The 21,348-nt window shown below is 75.1% G+C and carries 18 protein-coding genes; 11 read left to right on the forward strand and 7 right to left on the reverse strand.

Going from position 1 to position 21,348, the window contains the following annotated elements:
• The first annotated feature begins 231 nt into the window (after positions 1-231).
• The 4 genes from MCM47_RS06460 (at position 232) to MCM47_RS06475 (ending at position 4,688) form a co-directional block, all read left to right on the forward strand.
• Positions 232-939, forward strand: a complete 708-nt coding sequence (locus tag MCM47_RS06460) for a leucine-rich repeat domain-containing protein (RefSeq protein WP_238860038.1) — start codon at positions 232-234, stop codon at positions 937-939.
• A 265-nt stretch (positions 940-1,204) separates the two neighbouring features.
• Complete coding sequence (rox, locus tag MCM47_RS06465) at positions 1,205-2,704, forward strand: rifampin monooxygenase (protein ID WP_238860039.1); 1,500 nt, start codon at positions 1,205-1,207, stop codon at positions 2,702-2,704.
• Between the two features lie 258 nt (positions 2,705-2,962).
• On the forward strand, positions 2,963-4,240 hold the full coding sequence (gene thrS / locus MCM47_RS06470; RefSeq protein ID WP_238860040.1) for a threonine--tRNA ligase: 1,278 nt from the start codon (positions 2,963-2,965) through the stop codon (positions 4,238-4,240).
• 148 nt (positions 4,241-4,388) lie between these two features.
• Positions 4,389-4,688, forward strand: a complete 300-nt coding sequence (locus MCM47_RS06475; protein ID WP_238859380.1) for a hypothetical protein — start codon at positions 4,389-4,391, stop codon at positions 4,686-4,688.
• Between the two features lie 163 nt (positions 4,689-4,851).
• On the opposite strand, the gene MCM47_RS06480 is transcribed toward MCM47_RS06475, so the two are convergent.
• On the reverse strand, positions 4,852-5,259 hold the full coding sequence (locus tag MCM47_RS06480) for a glyoxalase/bleomycin resistance/extradiol dioxygenase family protein (protein WP_238859382.1): 408 nt from the start codon (positions 5,257-5,259) through the stop codon (positions 4,852-4,854).
• A 74-nt stretch (positions 5,260-5,333) separates the two neighbouring features.
• On the opposite strand from MCM47_RS06480, the gene MCM47_RS06485 reads away from it, so the two are divergent.
• The gene (locus MCM47_RS06485; RefSeq protein WP_238859383.1) at positions 5,334-5,885 is read left to right on the forward strand and encodes a MarR family winged helix-turn-helix transcriptional regulator; all 552 of its coding nucleotides are present in this window, start codon (positions 5,334-5,336) and stop codon (positions 5,883-5,885) included.
• 74 nt (positions 5,886-5,959) lie between these two features.
• Here MCM47_RS06485 and MCM47_RS06490 read toward each other — a convergent pair whose 3' ends face one another.
• The gene (locus MCM47_RS06490; RefSeq protein ID WP_238859384.1) at positions 5,960-6,544 is read right to left on the reverse strand and encodes a C40 family peptidase; all 585 of its coding nucleotides are present in this window, start codon (positions 6,542-6,544) and stop codon (positions 5,960-5,962) included.
• Between the two features lie 270 nt (positions 6,545-6,814).
• On the opposite strand from MCM47_RS06490, the gene MCM47_RS06495 reads away from it, so the two are divergent.
• Positions 6,815-7,219, forward strand: a complete 405-nt coding sequence (locus tag MCM47_RS06495) for a RidA family protein (RefSeq protein ID WP_238859385.1) — start codon at positions 6,815-6,817, stop codon at positions 7,217-7,219.
• A 52-nt stretch (positions 7,220-7,271) separates the two neighbouring features.
• Here MCM47_RS06495 and MCM47_RS06500 read toward each other — a convergent pair whose 3' ends face one another.
• The 3 genes from MCM47_RS06500 to MCM47_RS06510 form a co-directional block, all read right to left on the reverse strand.
• Positions 7,272-7,760: an SRPBCC family protein gene (locus MCM47_RS06500; protein WP_238859386.1), complete on the reverse strand. Its 489-nt coding sequence runs from the start codon at positions 7,758-7,760 to the stop codon at positions 7,272-7,274.
• Complete coding sequence (locus MCM47_RS06505) at positions 7,757-8,140, reverse strand: helix-turn-helix transcriptional regulator (protein ID WP_238859387.1); 384 nt, start codon at positions 8,138-8,140, stop codon at positions 7,757-7,759. The genes MCM47_RS06500 and MCM47_RS06505 overlap by 4 nt, the downstream gene beginning before the upstream one ends.
• Before the next feature lie 154 nt (positions 8,141-8,294).
• Entirely contained in the window at positions 8,295-9,254 is a 960-nt protein-coding gene (locus tag MCM47_RS06510) for an acyl-ACP desaturase (RefSeq protein ID WP_238859388.1), read from the reverse strand.
• Between the two features lie 501 nt (positions 9,255-9,755).
• Here MCM47_RS06510 and MCM47_RS06515 point away from each other — a divergent pair.
• The 3 genes from MCM47_RS06515 to MCM47_RS06525 all read left to right on the forward strand — a co-directional run bounded on the left by MCM47_RS06515 (position 9,756) and on the right by MCM47_RS06525 (position 15,159).
• Positions 9,756-11,252, forward strand: a complete 1,497-nt coding sequence (locus MCM47_RS06515) for a class I adenylate-forming enzyme family protein (protein WP_238859390.1) — start codon at positions 9,756-9,758, stop codon at positions 11,250-11,252.
• Between the two features lie 242 nt (positions 11,253-11,494).
• Entirely contained in the window at positions 11,495-14,884 is a 3,390-nt protein-coding gene (locus MCM47_RS06520) for an amino acid adenylation domain-containing protein (protein WP_238859392.1), read from the forward strand.
• Positions 14,881-15,159, forward strand: coding sequence for an acyl carrier protein (locus tag MCM47_RS06525; RefSeq protein ID WP_238859394.1), 279 nt, complete (start codon positions 14,881-14,883; stop codon positions 15,157-15,159). The genes MCM47_RS06520 and MCM47_RS06525 overlap by 4 nt, the downstream gene beginning before the upstream one ends.
• A gap of 150 nt (positions 15,160-15,309) precedes the next feature.
• Here the strand turns inward: MCM47_RS06525 and MCM47_RS06530 are convergent, their stop codons facing one another.
• Positions 15,310-16,995, reverse strand: a complete 1,686-nt coding sequence (locus tag MCM47_RS06530; protein ID WP_238859397.1) for a hypothetical protein — start codon at positions 16,993-16,995, stop codon at positions 15,310-15,312.
• Between the two features lie 162 nt (positions 16,996-17,157).
• Here MCM47_RS06530 and MCM47_RS06535 point away from each other — a divergent pair, with 162 nt between their 5' ends.
• A complete protein-coding gene (locus MCM47_RS06535; protein WP_238859399.1) occupies positions 17,158-18,105 on the forward strand; it encodes an ornithine cyclodeaminase family protein in 948 nt (315 codons plus the stop codon).
• Positions 18,106-18,246: 141 nt separating this feature from the next.
• Here the strand turns inward: MCM47_RS06535 and MCM47_RS06540 are convergent, their stop codons facing one another.
• Positions 18,247-18,816: a lytic polysaccharide monooxygenase auxiliary activity family 9 protein gene (locus MCM47_RS06540; RefSeq protein WP_238859402.1), complete on the reverse strand. Its 570-nt coding sequence runs from the start codon at positions 18,814-18,816 to the stop codon at positions 18,247-18,249.
• A 264-nt stretch (positions 18,817-19,080) separates the two neighbouring features.
• Between MCM47_RS06540 and ligA the strand changes: the two genes are divergently transcribed.
• Positions 19,081-21,189, forward strand: coding sequence for an NAD-dependent DNA ligase LigA (gene ligA / locus MCM47_RS06545; protein ID WP_238859404.1), 2,109 nt, complete (start codon positions 19,081-19,083; stop codon positions 21,187-21,189).
• Positions 21,190-21,348 lie beyond the last annotated feature (159 nt).

Raw genomic sequence — 21,348 nt, forward strand, 5'->3', positions numbered from 1 at the left:
GCGCACGCCGCCTCCGGGGCCCGGCCCGCATCACCGCCGGTGGTGCGGGCCGGGCGCCCAGTGGTCCGCGTTCGGGGAGCGCGGCGGGTCGTCCGGAAGAATGCGGGCGTGACCGATGCGACCGATGCGACCGATCCGACCGATGCGACCGAAGCGACCGATCCGACCGAAGCGACCCGAGCGAGCGACGTGTCCGGCGGGACCGGCGCGGCCGGCGCGGCCGATGTGACCCTGAACCTCTGGAGGCGGCGACTCGGCGAGGTACCCGCCACCGTCTGGGAGCGCACCGACCTGACCGTGCTGATCCTCGCCGACAACGGCCTGACCGAACTGCCCTCCGCCATCGGCCGGTTGCAGCGGTTGCGGACCCTCGACCTCGGCCACAACGCGCTCACGGCAGTCCCCGCGGAGCTGGGCGACCTCACCGGACTGGCCGACTTCCTCTACCTGCACGACAACGCGCTGACCCGGCTCCCGGACGAGCTCGGCCGCCTCGCCGCCCTGCGCTACCTCAATGTCGGCGACAACCGGCTCACCGAACTCCCCGACACCGTGGGCGACATGACCGCACTGGTCGAACTGCGGGCGCAGCACAACCGGCTCACCGCACTGCCCGACACCCTCGGCCGACTCCTTCGTCTGCGTGAACTCTGGCTGCGCGGCAACGCGTTGACCGCACTGCCGCCCTCCGCCGCCGGGCTGACCGAGCTGCGCGAGCTGGAGCTGCGGGACAACGCCTTCACCGAGATCCCGCCCGTCCTGGCCGCACTGCCGCGGCTGCGCCGACTGGACCTGCGGAGCAACCGGATCACCACGCTGCCGGACTGGCTGACCGAGCTGCCCGCCCTGGAGAAGCTGGACCTGCGCTGGAACGACGTGGTGCCCCCGCGCGCCCTCCTCGCGGCCCTGACGGACCGCGGCTGCACGGTTCTCCACTGAGCCGGTGCCCGACGCCCCGGACGTCGGGGCCGCAGGCATTCCGTCTGCAGCGCGACCCGGAGACGACAGCGGCAGGGAGTCTGAACTCCCCGCCACTATCAACCTATAGCGGACCGGGGGGCTTGTGGCAAGGCCCTGGTGGGGGCGCAGAATGGTCCGCCTCGGCCGGAACCTGTCGAAATGCCGGATTGGCCAGGTTCGCGCGCAACCGGGCTGCGCGCGAGGTGGCCGGCCGAGGACCCATCTCATGGAACGGGGGCTTGTGATGATCGACGTCATCGTGGTCGGCGGAGGGCCGACCGGTTTGATGCTGGCGTGCGAGTTGCGCCTGCACGGCGTGCACACGGTCGTGCTGGAGCGGCTGGCGGAGCCGAGCGTGCAGTCCCGCGGGCGCGGCCTGCACGCGCGCAGCGTCGAGGTGATGGACCAGCGCGGGCTGCTGGAGCGGTTCCTCGCGGTCAGCGAGAAGTTCCGGGTCGGCGGCTTCTTCGGCGGCATCCACAAGCCGTGGCCGGAGACGCTGGACACCGCCCACCCGTACGGCCTCACCGTCCCGCAGGCGGTCACCGTGCGGCTGCTCACCGAGCGGGCCCTCGAACTGGGCGTGGAGATCCGGCGCGGCTGCGAGGTGGTCGGGGTGAGCCAGGACGAGGAGGGGGCGACCGTCGAGCTGGCGAGTGCGGTCACCCCGGCGGGTGGGGGCGTGGCCGACGAGGGAGGGGCCGGTGGAGGCGCCGGCGGGGGAGGTGAGCGGCTGCGCTCGCGCTACCTCGTGGGCTGCGACGGCGGCCGGAGCGAAGTGCGCAGGCAGGTCGGCATCGCGTTCCCCGGTGAGCCCTCCACGGTCGACACGCTGCTCGGTGACATGGAGGCGACCGAGGACCCGGCGGTCATCGCCGCCGTCGTGGAGGAGGTCCGCCGGACCCAGTTGCGGTTCGGTGCCGTCCCGGACGTGGACGAGCAGCCGGGCGTGTACCGCATCGTGGTGCCCGCCGACGGTGTGGCAGAGGACCGCGCGGTCCCGCCGACCCTGGCGGAGTTCCGGCAGCAGCTGCGGGCCGTCGCCGGCACCGACTTCGGGGTGCACTCACCGCGCTGGCTCTCCCGCTTCGGCGACGCCACCCGGCAGGCCGAGCGCTACCGGGTCGGCCGGGTGCTGCTCGCCGGCGACGCGGCGCACATCCACCCGCCGACGGGCGGCCAGGGCCTCAACCTCGGCGTCCAGGACGCGTTCAACCTCGGCTGGAAGCTGGCCGCCGAGGTCGCCGGCTGGGCGCCGGAGGGGCTGCTGGACAGCTACCACGCCGAGCGGCACCCGGTCGGCGCCCGCGTGCTGGACAACACCCGTGCCCAGATGACGCTGCTGGGCACCGAACCCGGGCCGACCGCGCTGCGGGAGCTCCTGTCGCGGCTGATGGACATCGAGGAGGCGAACCGGTACGTGACCGGGATGATCACTGCGGTCGGGGTCCGCTACGACTTCGGCGAGGGCCACGACCTGCTGGGCCGGCGGATGCGGGACGTGCAGCTGAAGCGGGGCCGCCTGTACGAGCTGATGCACGGCGGCCGCGGACTCCTGCTCGACCGGACTGGCCGGCTCTCGGTGGAGGGTTGGGCCGACCGGGTCGACCACGTCGTCGACGTCGGAGAGGAACTGGACGTACCCGCGGTGCTGTTGCGGCCGGACGGTCACGTGGCCTGGGTCGGCGAGGACCAGGAGGGCCTGCTCGCTGCGCTGCCCACCTGGTTCGGCGACGCCGTGTGAAACCTGATCGCGGGGAACGCCGCCCGCCTGCTAGCGTGGGGGACATGAAGCGCGCTGCTGCCGTCCTCACGACGACGCCGGAGAGAGTCCCGGCGCGCTGACTGCTGACCAAGTCCGAAGCCCCGGGGCGAGTGCCCCGGGGCTTCGTCGTACCGGTCCACCACTCGCCCGCGCATCCCCGAACCCGAGTGGAGACCGACCCCCGTGAACGCCGCCAACGCCGCCAACGCCGCCGCCGACGCCGCCGGGAATGCCGTTGTGCACGCCGCCGCCGACGCCGCCGCCTCGCGCGACCACCGCCGACTCGGCCGCGAGCTCGACCTGTTCGACACCGACCCGCTGATGGGTGCCGGTCTGCCCTACTGGCTGCCGGACGGCGCCGCGATCCGGCACACCCTGGAGGAGTTCGTCCGCGGGCGCGAGCGGCGGGCCGGCTACCGGCACGTGTACTCGCCCGTCCTCGGCAAACGCGAGCTCTACGAGATCTCCGGCCACTGGGCGCACTACCAGGAGGACATGTTCCCGCCGATCGACCTCGGCTCGGAGCAGGTCGTGCTGCGGCCGAGCCTCTGCCCGCACCACGCGCTGATCTACCGCTCCCGCGCCCGCAGCTACCGCGAACTCCCGCTGCGGATGGCGGAGCTGGGAGGCATGTACCGTTCGGAGCTGTCCGGCGTCCTGGGCGGCCTGACCAGGGTGCGGGCGATCCAGCTGAACGACGCGCACGTCTTCTGCACCCCCGACCAGGCCGCCGAGGAGGCCGTGGCGGCGCTGGAGCTGATCCGCGAGGCGCACCGTGCGCTCGGCATCAGGCCCGTCCGCCACCGCCTCTCGCTCCCGGGTGCGGGCGGGAAGTACGTGGCGGACCCGGCGCTCTGGGAGCGGGCCACCGCGCTGCTGATCGACGTCCTGGAGCGGTCCGGCGTGCCGTTCGAGGCCGCCGAGGGTGAGGCCGCGTTCTACGGCCCGAAGATCGACATCCAGATCGCCGACGCCGCCGGCCGCGAGTCCACCCTCTCCACCGTGCAGATCGACTTCCACCAGCCGGAGCGGTTCGGCCTGCAGTACATCGGCGCGGACGGTGCCAGGCACCGCCCGGTGATGGTCCACCGCAGCGTCATCGGCAGCGTGGAGCGGGTGGTCGCCCACCTCATCGAGCTCTACGGCGGCGCCTTCCCGGCCTGGCTCGCGCCCACCCAGTTGGTCCTGCTGCCGCTCTCCGAGGCCGAGGTCGCCCAGGCCGACCGGCTCCGGCAACGGTGTCTGGACCGGGGGCTCCGGGCGGAGGTCGCCGGCCCCGAGCGCGGCAGCCTCGGTGCCCGGATCCGCGAGGCACGGCTGGTGCCGTACCAGGCGGTCATCGGCCCCAGGGAAGCGGTCGACGACCGGGTGGCCCTGCGCCTGCGCGACGGCCGCCGCCTGGATCCGCTGCCCGCCGGGGAGGTGCTGGCCGGGATCGGCGCGCTGGTCGACGCGTGCAGTGCCGAGCTCTGGGACGTCGGGCCGGCAGGTGCGGGCGCCGGCGCGGGCGGGTGACCGCCACCGGGCCCCGGGCGGGGTAGTCGTACACGTACGACTAGCGGGCAGGTGCGGTGTGTCGACCCGTCAGGGCGGTGCGGCGCCGTTCGAATGGGGCCGGCGGCCAGTCCCACGGCCGCCGCGTCCCCTCCCGGAGGTACCCCTCGTGCGACGCACCCCCGCCCGGCTCGCCCGCCGGCTCACCGCCCCACTCCTCGCCGGTCCCGTCCTCGCCGCCGCGCTCTCGCTGGCCGGGGTGGCGGACGCCACCCCGACCGGGCACCCGGCCCTGGCCCTGCGCCCGCTTCCCGTCCCCGACACCCGCTACTGCGCGGCGGTCGTCGGCCACGTGCCCGGCGCCGACGGGCGCTCCCCGCTGCTGGGTCACGGCTGCCCGACCGACTCCCGGGCGGAAGTGCTCACCACGGCGAAGGGCGGTCCCGTACCTCTGGCGACCGACCGCTGACCGCCCCTCGTGGAGCACCGGGACGCCTCCCACGACGGAGGCGTCCCGGCAACGCGTGACCCGGCACTGCCCGGCGGTCCTCCGAGGTGGCTCGGAGACGTGCCACTGCGTCCGTTTGCCCGCTCGGGGACGTGGTGTCCGCGCGGGGGCCCGGGCACGGGGGTCAGTAGGACTGGAGCTCGATCAGGCGGCCGTCGGGGTCGCGCAGGTGGGCGCTGCGAAGGTTGGGGCCCCACTCGGGGCGGTCGGTGGGGACGACGGCGAGCGTGCCCCCGTGGCGCAGGCAGAGGGCGAGCGACTCGTCGACGTCGTCGACGCGGAAGACCAGCATCGTCGCGTCCTGGACCGGCGGTGCCTCGGCCGGGAGCCCCGAGGTGCCGACGGTGAGGGCCATCAGGTCGCGGTCGTAGAGCGAGAGGAGGGCCTGGTCGGCGACGTCCCAGTTGGCGTACGGGCCGGCGGCCGAGCCTTTGACCAGGGCAGCGCCCGTCAGGCGTGGCAGGACGGCGTCGTAGAAGTCGAAGCACTCGGCGAAGCGGGAGACGAGCAGGCGGCTGTACAGGGCATTCACGGCGGGCTCCTGGGGTTGACGGCCGATATTAGTAGGTCTCGACCCACTATAGGGTCGGACCATAGACTTCTGCCATGACCTCCGAGACTCGCGAGAACGCCGGAACCGCCGGAACCGCTGGGACGGCGCGAACTGCCGGGGACGCCGGAGCCGCCGGCCCGGCCGCGGCGTCCGGCGGCGACGAGCGGGCCACCCCGCCCACGCTGCTCGACCTCAGTACCTACCTCCTCTCCCGGACCGGAAAGGCGGCCCGCGGCCGGCTCGCCGAGCGGCTGGCCGGCCGGGGCCTGCGGCTCTGGGACATGGCCGTGCTCGCCGCGCTCGCCGACTTCGGGCCGCACGCCCAGCGTGACCTGGTCCGGCGGCTCGGCGTGGACGCGAGTGACATGGCCAAGGTCGCCGACCACCTCGCCTCCGCCGGCTACGTCGAGCGGATCCGCGACACCGCCGACCGGCGGCGCGTCTCGGTCAGCATCACCGGGGCCGGCCGGGCGACCCTGGCCGAGCTGGACGCGCAGGCCCGCGCCGTCCAGGACGAGGTGCTCGCGCCGCTCACCCCGGAGGAGCGCAGGACCCTCCACGAGCTGCTGCGCCGCGTCCACGGAGGCCTGCCGGGAGCGCCCTGACGGTCCTCCGCTCCGCTGCCGGCCCGGCGGCGCGGGGGCCAGGTCGGCCAGGTCGGTCAGGTCGGCCAGGTCGGTCAGGCGGGCCGGGCGAGCGGCAGGGGGCGTCGGGCGCCGGCGAACTCGGGTGCCCAGCGCGGGTCCTCGAGCACGTCCGAGAGGCGGGCGACGAGCGTCCCGGTGCGCTCGGCGTGGATCATGGCACCGCCGCCCGCGTAGACACCGACGTGGTGCAGCGGGGCGTCCCGGCGGGAGAAGAAGAGCAGGTCGCCGGGGAGCAGGTCGCGGGTGGCGACCGGGGCGGAGCGGTGGTACTGCGCGACGGTGTAGTGGGCGAGGTCCACCGCCCCGCCACTGGCCCGGTACCAGCAGAAGAGCGCGAGACCGCTGCAGTCGAAGCCGACGGTGTTCTCGCCGAGGCACTGGCCGTTCAGGTAGCCGTTCTCCTCGTCGCAGAACCCGATGCTCGCGCCGAGCCGGTCCCCGCCGCCCCAGGCGTAGGGGATGCCGATCTGGGCGGCGGCGACCGTGGCGGCCTGGCGCCCCCAGGCCGCGACCGCGTCCGGCGCGGGCGTGTCGGGTGTCGGCGCACCCGGTGCGCCCGGCGCACCGGTGGTCGACGAGGTAACGGCGGCCGCGGGAGCGGGCCCCAGGGCCGGCATGACGCCGGCACCCAGGACCAGTCCGAATCCGAGCAGGCGGCGGCGGCCGACACTCCGGCCCGATGGCGAGCAGCGCATGGCAAACCCCCTGGTAGCGGTGGACCACCAGGATCCAGGGGCGGTGCCGGGGACCGCCATCACCCGCACCGGTGAACCCGCGGCGACGTCCCCCAAGTGCCGTACGGCGGGCTTCGGTAAATGGTTTGACGGGTGATCAGGGGGTGCCGACGATGAGGCGGAAACACCCGTTCGACCCCCCCGGAGCCCCAGATGAGCAGCGCCGTTCGACTGATCCGCAACCACCGGCTCACCCAGGCCGTCGACTACGCCTACGGGGCGGCCGTGGACGCACCGGTCCGCTCGCTCTGGCTGGCCGGCGCCTGCCCGCTCGACACCGAGGGGCGGACGGTGGCGGTCGGCGACCACGCGGGGCAGGCCCACCAGGTCATGCGGAACCTGATAGCCGTCCTGGAGGACGAGGGCGCCTCGCTGACCGACCTCGTCCGGACCACGGTGTACGTGGCCTCCTCCGACCAGGCCGACCTGGTGAAGGTCTGGGAGGTGTACCGCTCGTACCTGGGGAGCCATGACGTCCCGAGCACCCTGCTCGGAGTCTCGGTGCTCGGGTACAGCGACCAGCTCGTCGAGGTGGAGGCGGTCGCGGTGCTGCCGTGAGGCCGTTGAACGGGTGCGCGGTGCGGCGGGTGCCGGGTGCCGCGCCGCGGCCTCAGCCGGTGGCGAGGAGGTCGTCCAGCTGCTCGAAGCCTTCGACCACGCCGCGTTCCATGCCGCTGGCGATGAACGCGTCGCGCGCCTCGACCGTGTCCAGCAGCGAGAGCGTGGAGAGCCTGGTGCGCCCCGCGCCGATCGGCTCGAAGAGCACGGTCTCCAGCTGGACGCCGTCCGGCACGCCCTCGTAGGTGAAGGTCTGCACGAGCCGGCTGCTCGGTCGGAGTTCGTGGAACGAGCCGTAGAAGGAGGCGACCACCTTGCCCTCGGACAGGGCTGAGTAGCGGTAGCTGCCGCCGGTGCGGGCGTCCCAGACGTCGATCTTCATCTCGATGTCCTTGGGGCCCAGCCACTGGCTGACCAGCTCGGGCTCGATCCAGGCCCGGTACACCCGCTCCGGCGGGGCGTCGAACTCGCGGACGATCCGGATCGTGGGCAGCTGCGGGTCGGCTTCGATCCGGGTCTCATTGGCGTGCGTGGAGGTCATGACGTTTCTCCTTCGCTCTGTTCGGGGCGGTCCGGGTGCCCCGGGGTGTCGCCGGGCTCGTCGTCCATCGTGGCGAGCACGGCGTCCAGACGGCGGAACCGCTCCTCGGCCTGCTGTCGATAACGCTCGATCCAGGTCGTCATCAGGTCGAGCGTCCGGGGTTCCAGGTGGCACGGGCGTCGCTGCGCGTCGCGGCTCCGGCTCACCAGCCCGGCCTCCTCCAACACCTTGAGGTGCTTGGAGACGGCTTGCATCGACATCGCGTACGACTCGGCCAGCTCGCCGACGGTGGCGTCGCGCACCGAGAGACGGGCGACGATGTCGCGCCGCGTCGGATCGGCAAGAGCGACGAACGCCCGGGAGAGCTGGTCGACGGCCATCGTGCACCCTGCCCTTTCGCAACCGTTTGGTTGAGAACAACGCTACGCCCCTCCGCCGAAGTATTCAACCAAGAGGTTGAGAACGGACCGCCCCCGGCCGCGGTCGCGGTGGCGGACGTCGCTCGGCTGCCGGGGGAGGGGCGGCGTTTGGTGGTCAGCCCCTGGCTGCGGCGCGCCGGGCGAGGATCGCCGCCTGTCGTTCGTCGAACCGGGCCGCCTGGACGGTCAGGGTGTCGAGGAGCAGCCCCAGCTGTTCCTGTGCCTCGAGCCCGTCCGGCCCCAGTCCGTCGACCGTCGTCACCTTGAGGTGGCGCAGGACCGGCAGCAGGACGTCGTCGAGGTGGACGCGGAGGTTGTACACGCCGTCGACGGCGATCCGCGCAGCGGCGCGCTCGAACCCGGGCATGCCGTGGCCCGGCATGCGGAAGTTCGTCACCACTTCGGCGACGGCCTGCATCGCCTGGTCGGGGGCGAGTTCGAACGCGGCCCCGAGCAGGTTGCGGTAGAAGATCATGTGCAGGTTCTCGTCGTTGGCGACCTGCGCCAGCATCCGGTCGCAGACCGGGTCGCCCGAGGCGTGCCCGGTGTTGCGGTGCGAGATGCGGGTGGCCAGCTCCTGGAAGGCGACGTACGCGACCGTGTGGAGCGGGGAGTGCCGGTTGTCGGAGACGAAGCCGTTGCGCATGTGGGTCATCCGGGCGCGTTCCAGCTCCACCGGGTCGACGGCGCGGGAGGCGATGAGGTAGTCGCGCAGGACGATGGAGTGCCGGGCCTCCTCGCTGGTCCACTGGTGGACCCAGGTGCCCCAGGCCCCGTCGCGACCGAAGAGGGTCGCGATCTCGTGGTGGTAGCTGGGCAGGTTGTCCTCGGTCAGCAGGTTCACGACGAGCGAGACCCGGCCCACCTCGGTGAGCGGCGACTGCTCGGCCGACCACGGTTCGCCGCCGAGCGGTCCGTCGAAGTCCCGCCCCCGGCTCCAGGGCACGTACTCGTGCGGCATCCACTCCTTGTAGACCCGCAGGTGGCGGTCGAGCTCCCGTTCGACCACCTCCTCCAGGGCCTGGAGCAGTCGGACGTCGGTCCACCGGGTACGGGCAGTGGCGGTGTTGCTCACGGCTTCAACTCTCGATCGACGGGCAAACCTACGGTTCCGTAGGTAGCGTCACCGTAGGTCGCGCCGGTCGGTGGCGTCTGGGGCCCTTGGACCCCATTCGCGGTGGAATGTGTCGCGCGGAACCGCTCGCGGCCGACGAGGTGCTCTGCGGGTGCGGGTGCGGGTGCGGGTGCGGGTGCGGGTGCGGGTGCGGGTGCGGGGCCGGGGGTGGGTGCGGGTGTGGTTGCCGGTGGCGGTGCGGTAATCCGCGGGGGTGCTGCCCGCAGATCTCCGGGAATCCTTGACCCCATAGGTGGTCTATGCCAATCTCTCAGCCAGGTCTGGACCAATGCCTCGGAGGAGTTGCCCGGGGGGCGGCCTGACGGGACCACGGGGAGAGTGTCGAGTTCCATGCACAGAGGCACCGTTGGCGAGACCGTAGAAACGCCTGCGCCGTCCGGGGCGTCCCAGGTGTCGTCCGGGGCGTCCGGGCCCGACGCCGGGGGCGGGTGCGACCGCACGGTGCACGGGTTGCTGGAGCTCAGGGCGGGGGTGCAGCCCGACCGGACGGCGATCCGCACCGACGACGGGCGGAGCCTGACGTTCGCCCGGTGGCAGGAGGCCTCGACCGCCGCGGCGGTCGCCCTGGTCCGTCGCGGCATCAGGCCCGGCGACCGGGTCGGCCTGCTGTTCGGTCTGCGCGACTGGCCGGACTTCGCCGTCCACTACTGCGCGGTGACCCGGGCCGGCGCCGTCGCGGTGCCGATCTCGGACCGGCAGCCGGCCGAGGCGGTCGCCTTCGTGCTCGGCCACTGCGAGGCCGCCGGGCTGGTCGCGGGCCCCGCCGCCCGGGTCCCGGCCGGTCCGTGGTGGACCGCTTCGCCGGCCGAACTCGCGGCCGAGGCCGGCGTTTCGCCCGCCGTCGCCCTCGCCGCCCTCGCCGCCGAGGTGGAGCGACTGCCGGCGGTCCGGCCGGACGCTCCGGCCCAGCTCCTCTACACCTCCGGTACCACCGGCCGTCCCAAGGGCGTGCTGGCCACGCACGGCAACGTCGTGCACGGCACCCGGCCCCACGCCCGGCACCGGCCGCTGACCCACTCCGAGGAGTTCCTGCACTCCTTCGCGGTGGGCACCAACGCGGGCCAGACCATGCTGCTCAACGCGCTGGACGCACACCCGGCGGCGCTGGTCGCCACCCGCTTCACCCCGGGCCGGTTCGCCCGGCTGATCGAGCAGCGGGCGGTCGGCAGCGTCTTCCTCGTCCCGGCGATGGCCGCCGAACTGCTCAACGCCCGCGTACAGGACCGCTTCGACCTCTCCTCGGTCCGGCTGCTCGGCTCGACCGCCGCCGCTCTGCCGCCCACCGTGGCGACGGCGCTCACCGAGGCGTTCCCCCGCGCCACCGTCGTCAACTACTACACCTCGACCGAGGCGGCGCCGGCCCAGACCGCGATGGTCTACGACCCGCAGCGGCCGACGGCGCTCGGCCTGGCGGCGCGCGGCAGCGTGATGGTGGCCGGACCCGACGGCCGCCCGTTGCCGGCCGGCGAGACCGGCGACGTCCACCTGAGGTCCCCCGGCGCCCAACGCGCCTACTACCGCGACGCGGAGGCCGGAGCGGGCGTCTTCCGGGCCGGCTGGGTCCGGATGGGCGACGTCGGCTTCCTCGACGCGGACGGCTACCTGCACCTGGTGGACCGCGAGTCCGACGTCATCAAGTCCGGCGCCTACAAGGTCTCCACGCTGCAGGTGGAGGCGGCCGCGCTGGAGCATCCGGCGGTCGCCGAGGCGGCCGTCGTCGGTCTTCCGCACCCCGTGCTCGGGATGAGCGTCGGTGCCGCTGTCGTGGTCGCTCCGGGCGCGGAGTTCGATCCCGCCGAGCTGCGGTCCTTCCTGGCCGGACGGCTGGCGGCCCACGAGATCCCCGGCCGGATCACCACCCTCGAAGCACTGCCGCGCAACGAGGGCGGCAAGCCGCTCAAGCGGGCGGTGCGGGACCTCCTCGCCGCCCCGGCCTGACCAAGCCCTCGTCCGCTGCTGGGCGGACACCGGATCCGACCCCCGACTCCGGCTCCACCGGGGGTGGTTCGGCCGCGCCGCCGTCCTCGCCCGTGCGTGTCGCACCTCCCTGTCGTCGTCCGCTGCAGTGCCCTGAGCAGTCCTTCGCGTTCGCCGTCGTACGCGTTCGCCCCACCGCGCCCCGCCGGGGCGCCCTCCCTCGACCCTTCCGTGGCACCTCCGATCCCCGAAGCGAGTTGTCGATGCCTGAGCCGATGCCCCACCACACCCCGGAAGCCGCGCCGGACGCGGCCGTTCCCGCAACGCCCGCCCAACAGGGCGTCTGGCTCACCGAGCGCCTGGGCGCCGCCCGCGCCGGCTACCACATGCCGCTGCGGATCTCCTTCGACCGCGTGGACGCCGCCGCCCTGACCGCGGCCTGCGTCGTCGTCGCCGACCGCCACCCGGCCCTGCGCGCCGCCCTCGTCGAGCAGGACGGCACGCTGCAACTCCGCCCGTCCGAAGCCGCGCTCACCGTCACCGTGGTCGACGCCACCGGCGTCGGGCCGGACGGCACGGACAGACTGCTGGCCGACGAGGCGGCCCGCCCGTTCGACCTGGCCGCCGGCCCGCTCGCGCGCTTCACGCTCCTCGACGGCGCCGACGGTCGCACCGACCTGCTGGTCGTCGCGCACCACGCCGTCTTCGACGGCGTCTCCAAGGACGTCCTGGTCGCCGACCTCGCCGCCGCCTACAACGCCCTCGTGGCGGAGGCGGACCTCCCCGTCCCGGCCCTGCCCGGGGGGCCGGTCGCGCCTCCCCACCACGCCGTGCCCGCGCCCGACGCGGCCCTGGTCCGCGGGGCAGCCGACCGGTTCGGCCCGCGTTGGTCGGACGCGGCCGAGGTGCTGCTGCCCGGCGTCCGGAGCGCCGGCGTCCGGAGCACCGGCGACCGCACCCCGCGCGGCGCCGGCCCCGGTGAGGCCGTCACCCGGACGCTCGACCCGGCCGCCCTCCGCACGGCTGCCGACTCCTGCGGCGTGACCGCCTTCGAGTTCCTGCTCTCGGCCGTGCACGCCTTGCTGCACCGGTACGGCAACACCGACACCCCGGTGGCCCTGGCCCTCTCCACCCGGACGCCCGAATCGGCACGTGCCATCGGCCTGTTCGTCAACGAGCTGCCGCACTTCGCGCCGCCCGTCGGCGAGCCGGCCCGGACCTTCGCCGAGTTCGCCGCGGCCGTCCGGGCCGACCTGCGCGAGCTGTACCGGTTCCGCACCGTCCCGCTGAGCGCCGCGGTCGGCGGGCTCACCCCCCGACTCGGCCTCACCCCGGTCTCCTTCGGCTACCGGCGGCGCGCCCCCGAGCCGGTCTTCACCGGCACGGACGCCCGCGTCGACTGGATGGTGTTCAACGGCACCGCCCGCAACACCCTCCACCTCCAGGTGGTCGACGCCGAGGACGCGTGCCGCCTGAGCCTCCAGTACGACCCCGCCGTGCTCGCCCCCGAGGCTGCCCAGCGGATCGCCGGGCACCTCGAAACCCTGCTCGGTGCCGCGATCGCCGCCCCGGGCACCGCCGTCGACCGGTTGCCGCTGCTCGACGAGGCGGAGCTGCGGCTGGTGATCGAGGAGTGGAACGACACCGCCCGCCCGTACCCGGTCGACCGCACGGTCCTCGACCTGTTCGACGCGCAGGCCGCGGCAGCCCCCGGAGCCGTCGCCGTCACCGCCGCCGACGCCACGCTCGACTACCGCGAACTGCGCGAGCGGTCCGTCGATCTGGCCGGCCGGCTGGCGGCTCTCGGGGTCGGCCCCGGCTCGCTGGTCGCGCTGCACCTGGAGCGCACCTCGCTGCTGCCGGTGGCCCTGCTCGCCGTGCTCCGCACCGGTGCCGGCTACGTGCCGCTCGACCCCGGCCATCCCGCCGACCGGCTCGCCTTCGTCCTCGCCGACTGCGGCGCCGCCCTGCTGCTCGCCGACGGGGAGTTGAACGCCGAGGTCGCGGCAGCCGCTCCGGCGGTGCTGCGGCTGGACCGGCCGGTCCGGTCGGACGCGACGGCGGGGGAGACCGGAGAGACCCCCTGGACTGCCGGGCCCTCCGGCACCTCCGCGAGCTCCGGGACCGCGGGGCCCTCCGGGCTCGCCGCACCCGGTCCGGACGACCGTGCCTACGTGCTGTACACCTCCGGTTCGACCGGACGGCCGAAGGGCGTGGCGGTCGGGCACCGGGCCCTGGTCAACCTGCTCACCTCCTTCGCCGACCGACTGGGCTCCGGTCCGGCCGACGTCTGGCTCGGCCTGACCTCGCTCTCCTTCGACATCTCCGGCCTGGAGCTCTACCTACCGCTGATCACCGGCGGCCGGCTGGTCCTCGCGGGCGACGGGCTCGCCTCGGACGGCCCCGGCCTGAACGCACTGGTCCGGCGCGAGGGCGTCACCCACGTCCAGGCCACGCCGTCCGGTTGGCGGGTGATCCTGTCGGGCGCGGACGGGAACCCCGCCGGCCCGTCCGCCCCGGCCGGCCCGTCCGCCCCGGCCGGCCCGTCCGCCCCGGCCGGCCCGGGCGCCCGCGCCGGACTGGCGGCCGTCACCGGCCTGGTCGGCGGCGAGGCGCTGCCGCTCCCGCTCGCCCGCGAGCTGCGCGGGAGGATCGACCGGCTGTTCAACGTCTACGGGCCCACCGAGACCACCGTCTGGTCGACCTGCGCGGAGGTCCCCGTCGAGCCGGTGGCGGTCGGCATCGGCCGGCCCATCGCCAACACCCGCGCCTACGTGCTCGACCACCACCGCCGGCCGCTGCCCGTCGGCGTCGTCGGTGAGCTGTACCTGGGCGGTGACGGCGTCGCCGAGGGCTACCTCGCGCGGCCCGAACTGACCGCCGAGCGCTTCGTCGAGGACCCTTACGGCCCGCCCGGCGCCCGCCTCTACCGGACCGGCGACCTCGCGGCCTGGACCGCCGAGGGCGAGCTGGACTTCCTCGGCCGGATCGACGATCAGGTGAAGATCCGCGGGCACCGGATCGAGCTCGGCGAGATCGAGGCCCGGCTGCTGGAACACCCGGCGGTCGCGGAGGCGGCCGTCGCCGTCGACCTGGACGCCGTGGGCGAGCCGCGCCTGGTCGGCTACCTGGTGGCCGCCTCTCCGGCCGGAGAGTCACCGGCCGGGGAGGTGCCGGCCGGGGAGGTGCCCACGTCGGCAGCGCTGCGCGAGCACCTGCGCCGCAGCCTGCCGGGCTTCATGGTGCCGCAGCTGTTCGTACCGCTGGCCGCGATGCCGCTGACGCCCAACGGCAAGCTGGACCGGCGCGCCCTGCCCCCGGCGGGCGTCGGGGAGGTGCCGGCGGGCGTGCCGGCGGACGTGCTGACGGACGTGCTGACGGGGGCGCAGAGCGACGGGGCTGCCGGGAGCGAGCCGTCGGCTCCCGCCGATCCGGTGGTGGCCGAGCTGGCCGCGATCTGCTCCGAGGTGCTCGGCATCCCGGACATCGGCCCGGCCGAGGACCTGTTCGACCTCGGCGCCCACTCGCTGATGTTCATCCAGATCGGTGCCCGCATCCGCAAGTCCTTCGGTGTGGAGCTCGACCTCGACGTCTTCTTCGACACCCCGACCGCGGCCGAGATCGCCTTGACCGTGAAGGAGCTGCTGCCGTGACCGCGAGCCCGGACCACCGCCGGGACGGCCTGCTGGCCGCCCTCGCCGACATCGTCGCCGACGCCACCGACGGCGAACTGGCCGCCGCCGACCTGCTGGCCGCCGCGGCCACCCCGTTCGTCGCCCTCGGGATCGGTTCGCTCGCCCAACTCCGCCTCGTCGACGCGGTGGAGACCCGGTTCGAGGTCTTCCTCGATCTCGACGGCGACGGCGACTTCCTACGCAGCCTCGCCACGCTCGCCGACCACCTGCTCGCCGACCACGGCGTGGCGTAGGGCGGCGTGGTGCAGGGCGGCGTGGCGTAGGGCTGGGGTGACCTAGCTAGAGCGGGACCGCCGCCTCGGTCTGAGCATCGCACCCCACGCGCCAACGCCCCTCCCCGGCCCGCCCGTGTGGGCCGGGGAACCGGCGTCTCCGCCGCGGGCTCAGCCCGCCGCGGCCGTCACCCGCTCCTCGACCGCGCGCAGGAAGGGCTCCACCTCGGCCGCCGGGAAGTACCGGGTGTCCACCAGCAGCGTGGCGATCGGCTCGCCCTCCCGGTGCGCGAGCCCGAAGAAGAACGTGCTGTCCTGACGCACCCACCGCGGCCGCCAGGAGAACCGCCCGGCCGGCAGTCCGCCCGGGGCCACGGGCCCGGCGGGAGCGGCCTCGCCGCCGGGGGAGCGGTCGGGCGGCCGGTGGTCGTTGAAGAACGCGTTCAGGTCCAGCGCGGTGCCACGCCGCTCCTCCTCCGCGGCCACCGCCTCGGCGAGCGCGCCGGGGTCGTAGTGGCCGTGCCGGGACGTCTGCAGCTGGGCGCGCCAGGCCTGCCGGGCGAGCTCGTCGAACGGGCCGGCCGTTCCCAGCACGACGAGCCCGTTCTGGGCGAAGGCACCGACGGCCGTGCGCTGCGCCTCGTTGACCCGGTTGCCCAGGATGACCTTCAGCGGCACGGACCCCGCACCCGTGCGCGCGCCCAGTTCCATCCCGACGGCCGCCAGCACGACGGCGCTGGGGGAGGTGCCGGTGCGCAGCGCGGCGACCCGGCCGGCGGCGTCCAGCCGGGGGCAGACGAGCTGCCCCTCCCACCACCGCTCGACCGCGCCGACGGCCGGCTCGGTCCGGTCCGCCGTCGTGACGACCACCCCGGGCCCCTCCGGCCCCACCGCCTCCGGCCCCTCCGGCCCCACCGCCTCCGGCCCCACCGCCTCCGGCCCCACCGCGCCGGGCCCCTCCGGCCCCACCGCCTCCGGCCCCACCGCGCCGGGCCCCTCCGGCCCCACCGCCTCCGGCCCCACCGCGCCCGGCCCCACCGCGCCGGGCCCCTCCGGCCCCACCGCGCCGGGCCCCTCCGGCCCCACCGCCTCCGGCCACAACGAGCCCGGGATCTCCGCCAGTTGGCGCGTCCACAGGGCGACGGCCGCCGCACTCCGGGCAGCCGCCTGCGGGCCCGCCTCGTACGCGGCCTGCTCCCGCGGCTGCCGGCCCGGCACCGGCGGCGGGAGGGTGCCCGGGCGGCGGCGCTGCTGTGCGAGCAGCCGGCGCAGGTCGTCCCGGACCACCAGGGCGCCGGTGCCGTCGGCGGCGATGTGGGCCATCGTCAGCACTGCCCCGGCGACCAACCCGTCCACCAGCGCGGCGCTGACCCGCAGCGGCGGCGGGCCGCCCAGGCGTCCGCCCCGGTCCGGGCCGGTCGCCGACAGCTCGAAGCGGACGGCCCTGTCCCGGGCGGCGACGCGCTGCAGAACGGCCGCCACGGGCTCGCCGGCCGGGGCCACGACCAGTCCCACGTCCAACGTGCCAGTGCCGCCGAGCAGTTGCTCCAGGCCGCCGTCGGGCGTCGTCCGGTACAGCGTGCGCAGTGACTCGTGCCGCTCCAGCAGTGCCCGTACGGCCGCGCCGAAGGCCGCCGGCTCGACGGGGTGCCGCAGCTCCACGGGCAGGGCGATGTTGAAGTAGTGGTCGTCCGGCGCGTACCAGGAGATGGGCGCCCAGATCGTCCGCTGCCCCCACGTCGCCGGGCCCGCCGCGTGCGGGAGCCCTTCGAAGCGGACCTCCAGGCGCCCGCCGTCCACCAGCGGTACGCCGCCGTCGTGCCGGCGGCCGCCCTCGTGCTCGTTCCCGTCGTCCACCTGGATCCCCCGGTTCGTCTCTGCCCACAATGGTTCAGACCAATACGTGGCACCGGATCCTAGGCCCCCGGGCCGGCGCGGGGCCAGGAGTGTCCGGACGTCGGCCGCCCCGGAGCCCGGGCCCGGCTGCAGCCGGCCGGGCGGGTCGGGGATCATGGGGGCGTGACGCGCATCCTGACCCGCAGTGACCTGGAGGCCGTGCTGGATCCGGCGGCCTGTCTGGCGGCCCTGGCGGAGGGCTTCCGCAGCGCCGACACGTGGTCGGCGTCCGGGCGGCGGGTCCGGGCGGACCTGCCGTTCCCCGGCACGGCCACCGCCCTGATCCCCGGACTGCTGCCCGGCGCGGACAGCTACACGGTGAAGGTGAACGCCAAGTTCCCCGGCGCCCGACCGGCGCTGCGCGGGGTGATCTGCCTGCACGACGGCCGCGACGGCGAGATCCTCGCGCTGCTGGACTCCGCGACCGTCACCGCCTGGCGCACCGGCCTGGCGGCGGCCCTGGGGACGCACGCACTCGCGGCGGCCGACCCGGAGGGGGAGGCGGTGCTGGGTGTGGTCGGCGCGGGCGCGCAGGCGGAGCTGATGGTGCGTGGGCTCCGCGGCCTGCGGACCTTCCGCGACCTCGTCGTGCACGACACCGATCCGGCCCGGAGCGCCGCCTTCGCCGCCCGGCACGGCGGGCGGACCGTCGGCTCCGCCGCGGAGGTCGCCGCGGCCGCGGACGTCCTGCTGCTGGCCACCTGGTCGCGGGAGCCCCTGCTGCACCTCGCCGACACCCGGCCCGGCCAGCACCTGACCTCGCTGGGAGCCGACGAGCCCGGCAAGCAGGAGCTCTCGGCGGACCTGCTCGCCGCTTCGCTGCTCGTGGTAGACGACCGGGGCCTGGCGGCCGCTGCCGGGGCGCTCGCGGCGGCCGGCCTGCCCGCCTCGGCCGCCGCGGCGACCCTGGGCGAGGTCCTCCGCGGTGAGCACCCGGGCCGCCCGGGCGGCGCGGCGCTGACCGTCTACGCCCCCGTCGGGCTGCCCTGGCAGGACCTCGCCCTCGCCCGCCTCGCCCACCGGCGGGCGGGGGGGCGCGGCATCGGGGCGCGGATCGACCTGCTCTCCTGATCCGGCGCCTCCCCTCCCACCGCCGGACGGCGGGAGGGGAGGCCCCCCGGAGGCGACCGGGGGCCGCCCCGCAGGGCAGGTCGCTCTGGAGGCCGCCCCGCGGGGCGGGCCGCCCCGGAGCCGGAGGCGGCTCCGGGCGGCTCAGACGTACCGGAGGTCGATGACCTCGTAGGCGGCGTTGCCCGTGTCGGCGGTCTCGCAGACGGCCAGGAGGACGTGGTGGCCGGCGTCGCGGACCGGCAGCTCCACCGCGTGCGTGACGGACCCCTCGGGGACGAGCTCCCGGGTGGCCAGCCAGTAGGGCTGCCGGGTGTTCTCGACCCGGTGCACCGGCTCCGGCTCGAACTGGTCCCGGCTGAGCGGGAGCGACGGGTCCCAGCCCGGGCGGGTGAGGAAGTAGTTCCACCGCCGGACGGCGCCCGACACGTCGTTCCACACCACGTCCAAGTGCTGCCCGGCGCGGACGTCGGTCTTCGGCCAGTCGCTCCCGGGCCGGTCGAGCAGGGCGGCCGAGGGGTCGCCCGTGCTGGCGATCGCCCCGTCGGCGGGCGGCGACTGGTTGATGACGTCGTCGGGCGCGACCGCGTCGCGCAGTCCACGCTCGGTCGCGGGGAAGAACTTGCCCGCCTTCAGAGCGCCCGAGCGGGCCGGGTCGAGGTGGCGGCCGGCCCGGGAGGGCGGCGTGGTGACCTGGGCGATGGCTACGGACATCCGGATCTCCTCGTCTCCTGGCACCCGGTCCGTGCCGGGTGCGCCGCCGGTCGGCTTTCCGCCGCCGCTCGTGGGGAAACGCTCCGTGAGCATGTTTGACCGAACGCGATCAAATCGGGTCCGGATCCGGCGGTACCCGCACGACGGGGTGGCCGGATCGCGGCCCGCCGTGACCGGATCGCCACCCGGGCCGCCCGGACGCCGTTCCGCCGTCCGCCTCCGCGCCCTGGTTCGAATGTCAGTGCGGCGCGACATGATGGGCTCATGAAGGACGCAGCCACCTTGGCCTCCCCCGCTGCCCTGGCGTCTCCCGACGCCTACGTCGACGCCGTCGCGACGGCGGTCCGGGCCGCCGCGGCGTACTACGCCGACGGTTCCACCCCGCTCGGCGACGACGAGTACGACGCCCTGGTGCGCGCCATCGAGGCCTACGAGGCCGAGCACCCGGACGAGGTGCTGCCGGACTCGCCGACCGGCAAGGTGGCCGGCGGCGCGGCGGTCGGCGACGTGCCGCACTCCGTGCCGATGCTCTCGCTCGACAACGTCTTCTCCGCCGAGGAGCTGGAGTCCTGGGCCGCCGGGCTGGAGCGCCGGCTCGGCCGGCCCGTCGCCGCCTGGTGCGTCGAGCCCAAGCTGGACGGCCTCGCCGTCGCCGCCCGCTACCAGGCCGGCCGCCTCACCCAGGTGCTGACCCGGGGCGACGGCCTGGCCGGCGAGGACATCACGCACGCCGCCGACGCCGTGCTCGGCCTGCCCGAGCGGCTGGTCGAGCCGGTCGACATCGAGCTCCGCGGCGAGGTCCTGCTCACCCAGGAGCAGTTCGACCACGCCAACGCCGTCCGCACCGCGCACGGCGCCACCCCGTTCGCCCACCCGCGCAGCGGCGCCGCCGGCACCCTGCGCGCCAAGGACCGGCCCTACCGCGTCGAGCTCACCTTCTTCGCCTACGGCGCGGTCGGCCTGCCCGGTGCCGCCCACGGCGACCTCGACCACGGCGACCTGCTCGCCCGGCTCGCCGAGCTCGGCGCCAACACCGCGGCCAGCACCGCCGCCGATCCCCGGCGCTGCGCCACGTTGGCGGAGGTCGCCCAGCGGATCGAGGAGATCGCCGCCCTGCGCGCCGCGCTGCCCTTCGGCATCGACGGGGTCGTGGTCAAGGCGGACGCGGTGGCCGACCAGCAGGAGGCCGGATCCGGCTCGCGCGCCCCACGCTGGGCGGTGGCCCGCAAGCTCCAGGCGCAGCACAAGGTCACCCGGCTGCTCGGCGTCGAGTGGAACGTCGGCCGGACGGGCATCATCGCGCCCCGCGCCGTCCTGGAACCCGTGGTCATCGACGGCGTCACCGTCACCTACGCCACCCTGCACAACCCGGCCGACATCGAACGGCGCGGACTGATGATCGGCGACCAGGTGTTCGTCTACCGCGCCGGGGACGTCATCCCGCGGGTGGAGGCGCCGCTGGTGGACGAGCGCACGGGGGCCGAGCAACCGATCGAGTTCCCCGCGGTCTGCCCGCGCTGCGGGGACGCCATCGACACCTCGGAGCAGCGCTGGCGCTGCGTGCGCGGCCGGGGCTGCCAGGCGGTCGCCTCGATCGTCTACGCCGCCGGGCGGGACCAGCTGGACATCGAGGGCCTCGGCGGCACGCGGGCCGTCCAACTCGTCGAGGCCGGGCTGGTCGCCGACCTCGCCGACCTCTTCACCCTCACCAAGGAGCAGCTCCTCACCCTGGAACGGATGGGCGACACCAGCGCCGACAACCTGCTCGCCGCCATCGAGACGGCCCGCTCCCAGCCGCTCAACCGGGTGTTCTGCGCGCTCGGCATCCGCGGCACCGGGCGGACGATGTCGCGCCGGATCGCCGCCCACTTCGGCAGCATGGCGGCCATCCGGGCCGCCGACGCCGAGGCGCTGGCCGGCGTGGACGGCATCGGGGCGGAGAAGGCGTCCGTCATCGTCACCGAACTGGCTGACGTGGCAGGCCTGTTGGACAAGCTCGCGGCGCAGGGCGTGGGCACCGCCGTGACCGTGCCCGCCGGAGCCGCTGCGGTCGCCGGCGCGGCCGGCGCGGCCGGGGAGTCCGGGAAGGCGGCGGAGGGCGCGGCGCCGGTGGCCGGTCCGCTGACGGGCGAGAGCGTCGTCGTCACCGGTGCCATGACCGGCCCGCTGGCCGACCTCTCCCGCAACGGCGTGAACGAGCTGATCGAGCGCGCCGGCGGCAAGGCCTCCTCCTCGGTCTCCAAGCGGACGACGCTGTTGGTCGCGGGCGAGAAGGCCGGCTCCAAGCGGGCCAAGGCCGAGGAGCTGGGCATCCGCATCGTCAGCCCGGACGAGTTCGCCGAGCTGGTCGCCGAGTACCTGGCCCGGGACTGACCGGCGGCCGCACGGGGGCGGCGGACGCGGCTCTCCGCGGGCCGGGGCGGTGTCCCCCGCGCCGTGTCCGGCCCCCGCGGTCCCCGAGGCGCGGAGCCCGTGGTGCGGTAGGGTGGCCGCGCCGAATGTGAACGTGATCCAGGGGGAGGTGAGACCCAT

Origin of the sequence: Kitasatospora sp. A2-31, from assembly GCF_022288725.1 — a bacterium.
GTDB lineage: Bacteria > Actinomycetota > Actinomycetes > Streptomycetales > Streptomycetaceae > Kitasatospora.

Excerpts from the sequence above, each read along its gene's own strand:
- rox (WP_238860039.1), top strand. The coding sequence starts at position 1,205 with ATGATCGACGTCATCGTGGTCGGCGGAGGGCCGACCGGTTTGATGCTG.
- MCM47_RS06485 (WP_238859383.1), top strand. The coding sequence starts at position 5,334 with ATGACCTCCGAGACTCGCGAGAACGCCGGAACCGCCGGAACCGCTGGG.
- MCM47_RS06490 (WP_238859384.1), bottom strand. The coding sequence starts at position 6,544 with ATGCCGGCCCTGGGGCCCGCTCCCGCGGCCGCCGTTACCTCGTCGACC.
- MCM47_RS06495 (WP_238859385.1), top strand. The coding sequence starts at position 6,815 with ATGAGCAGCGCCGTTCGACTGATCCGCAACCACCGGCTCACCCAGGCC.
- MCM47_RS06500 (WP_238859386.1), bottom strand. The coding sequence starts at position 7,760 with ATGACCTCCACGCACGCCAATGAGACCCGGATCGAAGCCGACCCGCAG.
- MCM47_RS06505 (WP_238859387.1), bottom strand. The coding sequence starts at position 8,140 with ATGGCCGTCGACCAGCTCTCCCGGGCGTTCGTCGCTCTTGCCGATCCG.
- MCM47_RS06520 (WP_238859392.1), top strand. The coding sequence starts at position 11,495 with ATGCCTGAGCCGATGCCCCACCACACCCCGGAAGCCGCGCCGGACGCG.
- MCM47_RS06540 (WP_238859402.1), bottom strand. The coding sequence starts at position 18,816 with ATGTCCGTAGCCATCGCCCAGGTCACCACGCCGCCCTCCCGGGCCGGC.
- ligA (WP_238859404.1), top strand. The coding sequence starts at position 19,081 with ATGAAGGACGCAGCCACCTTGGCCTCCCCCGCTGCCCTGGCGTCTCCC.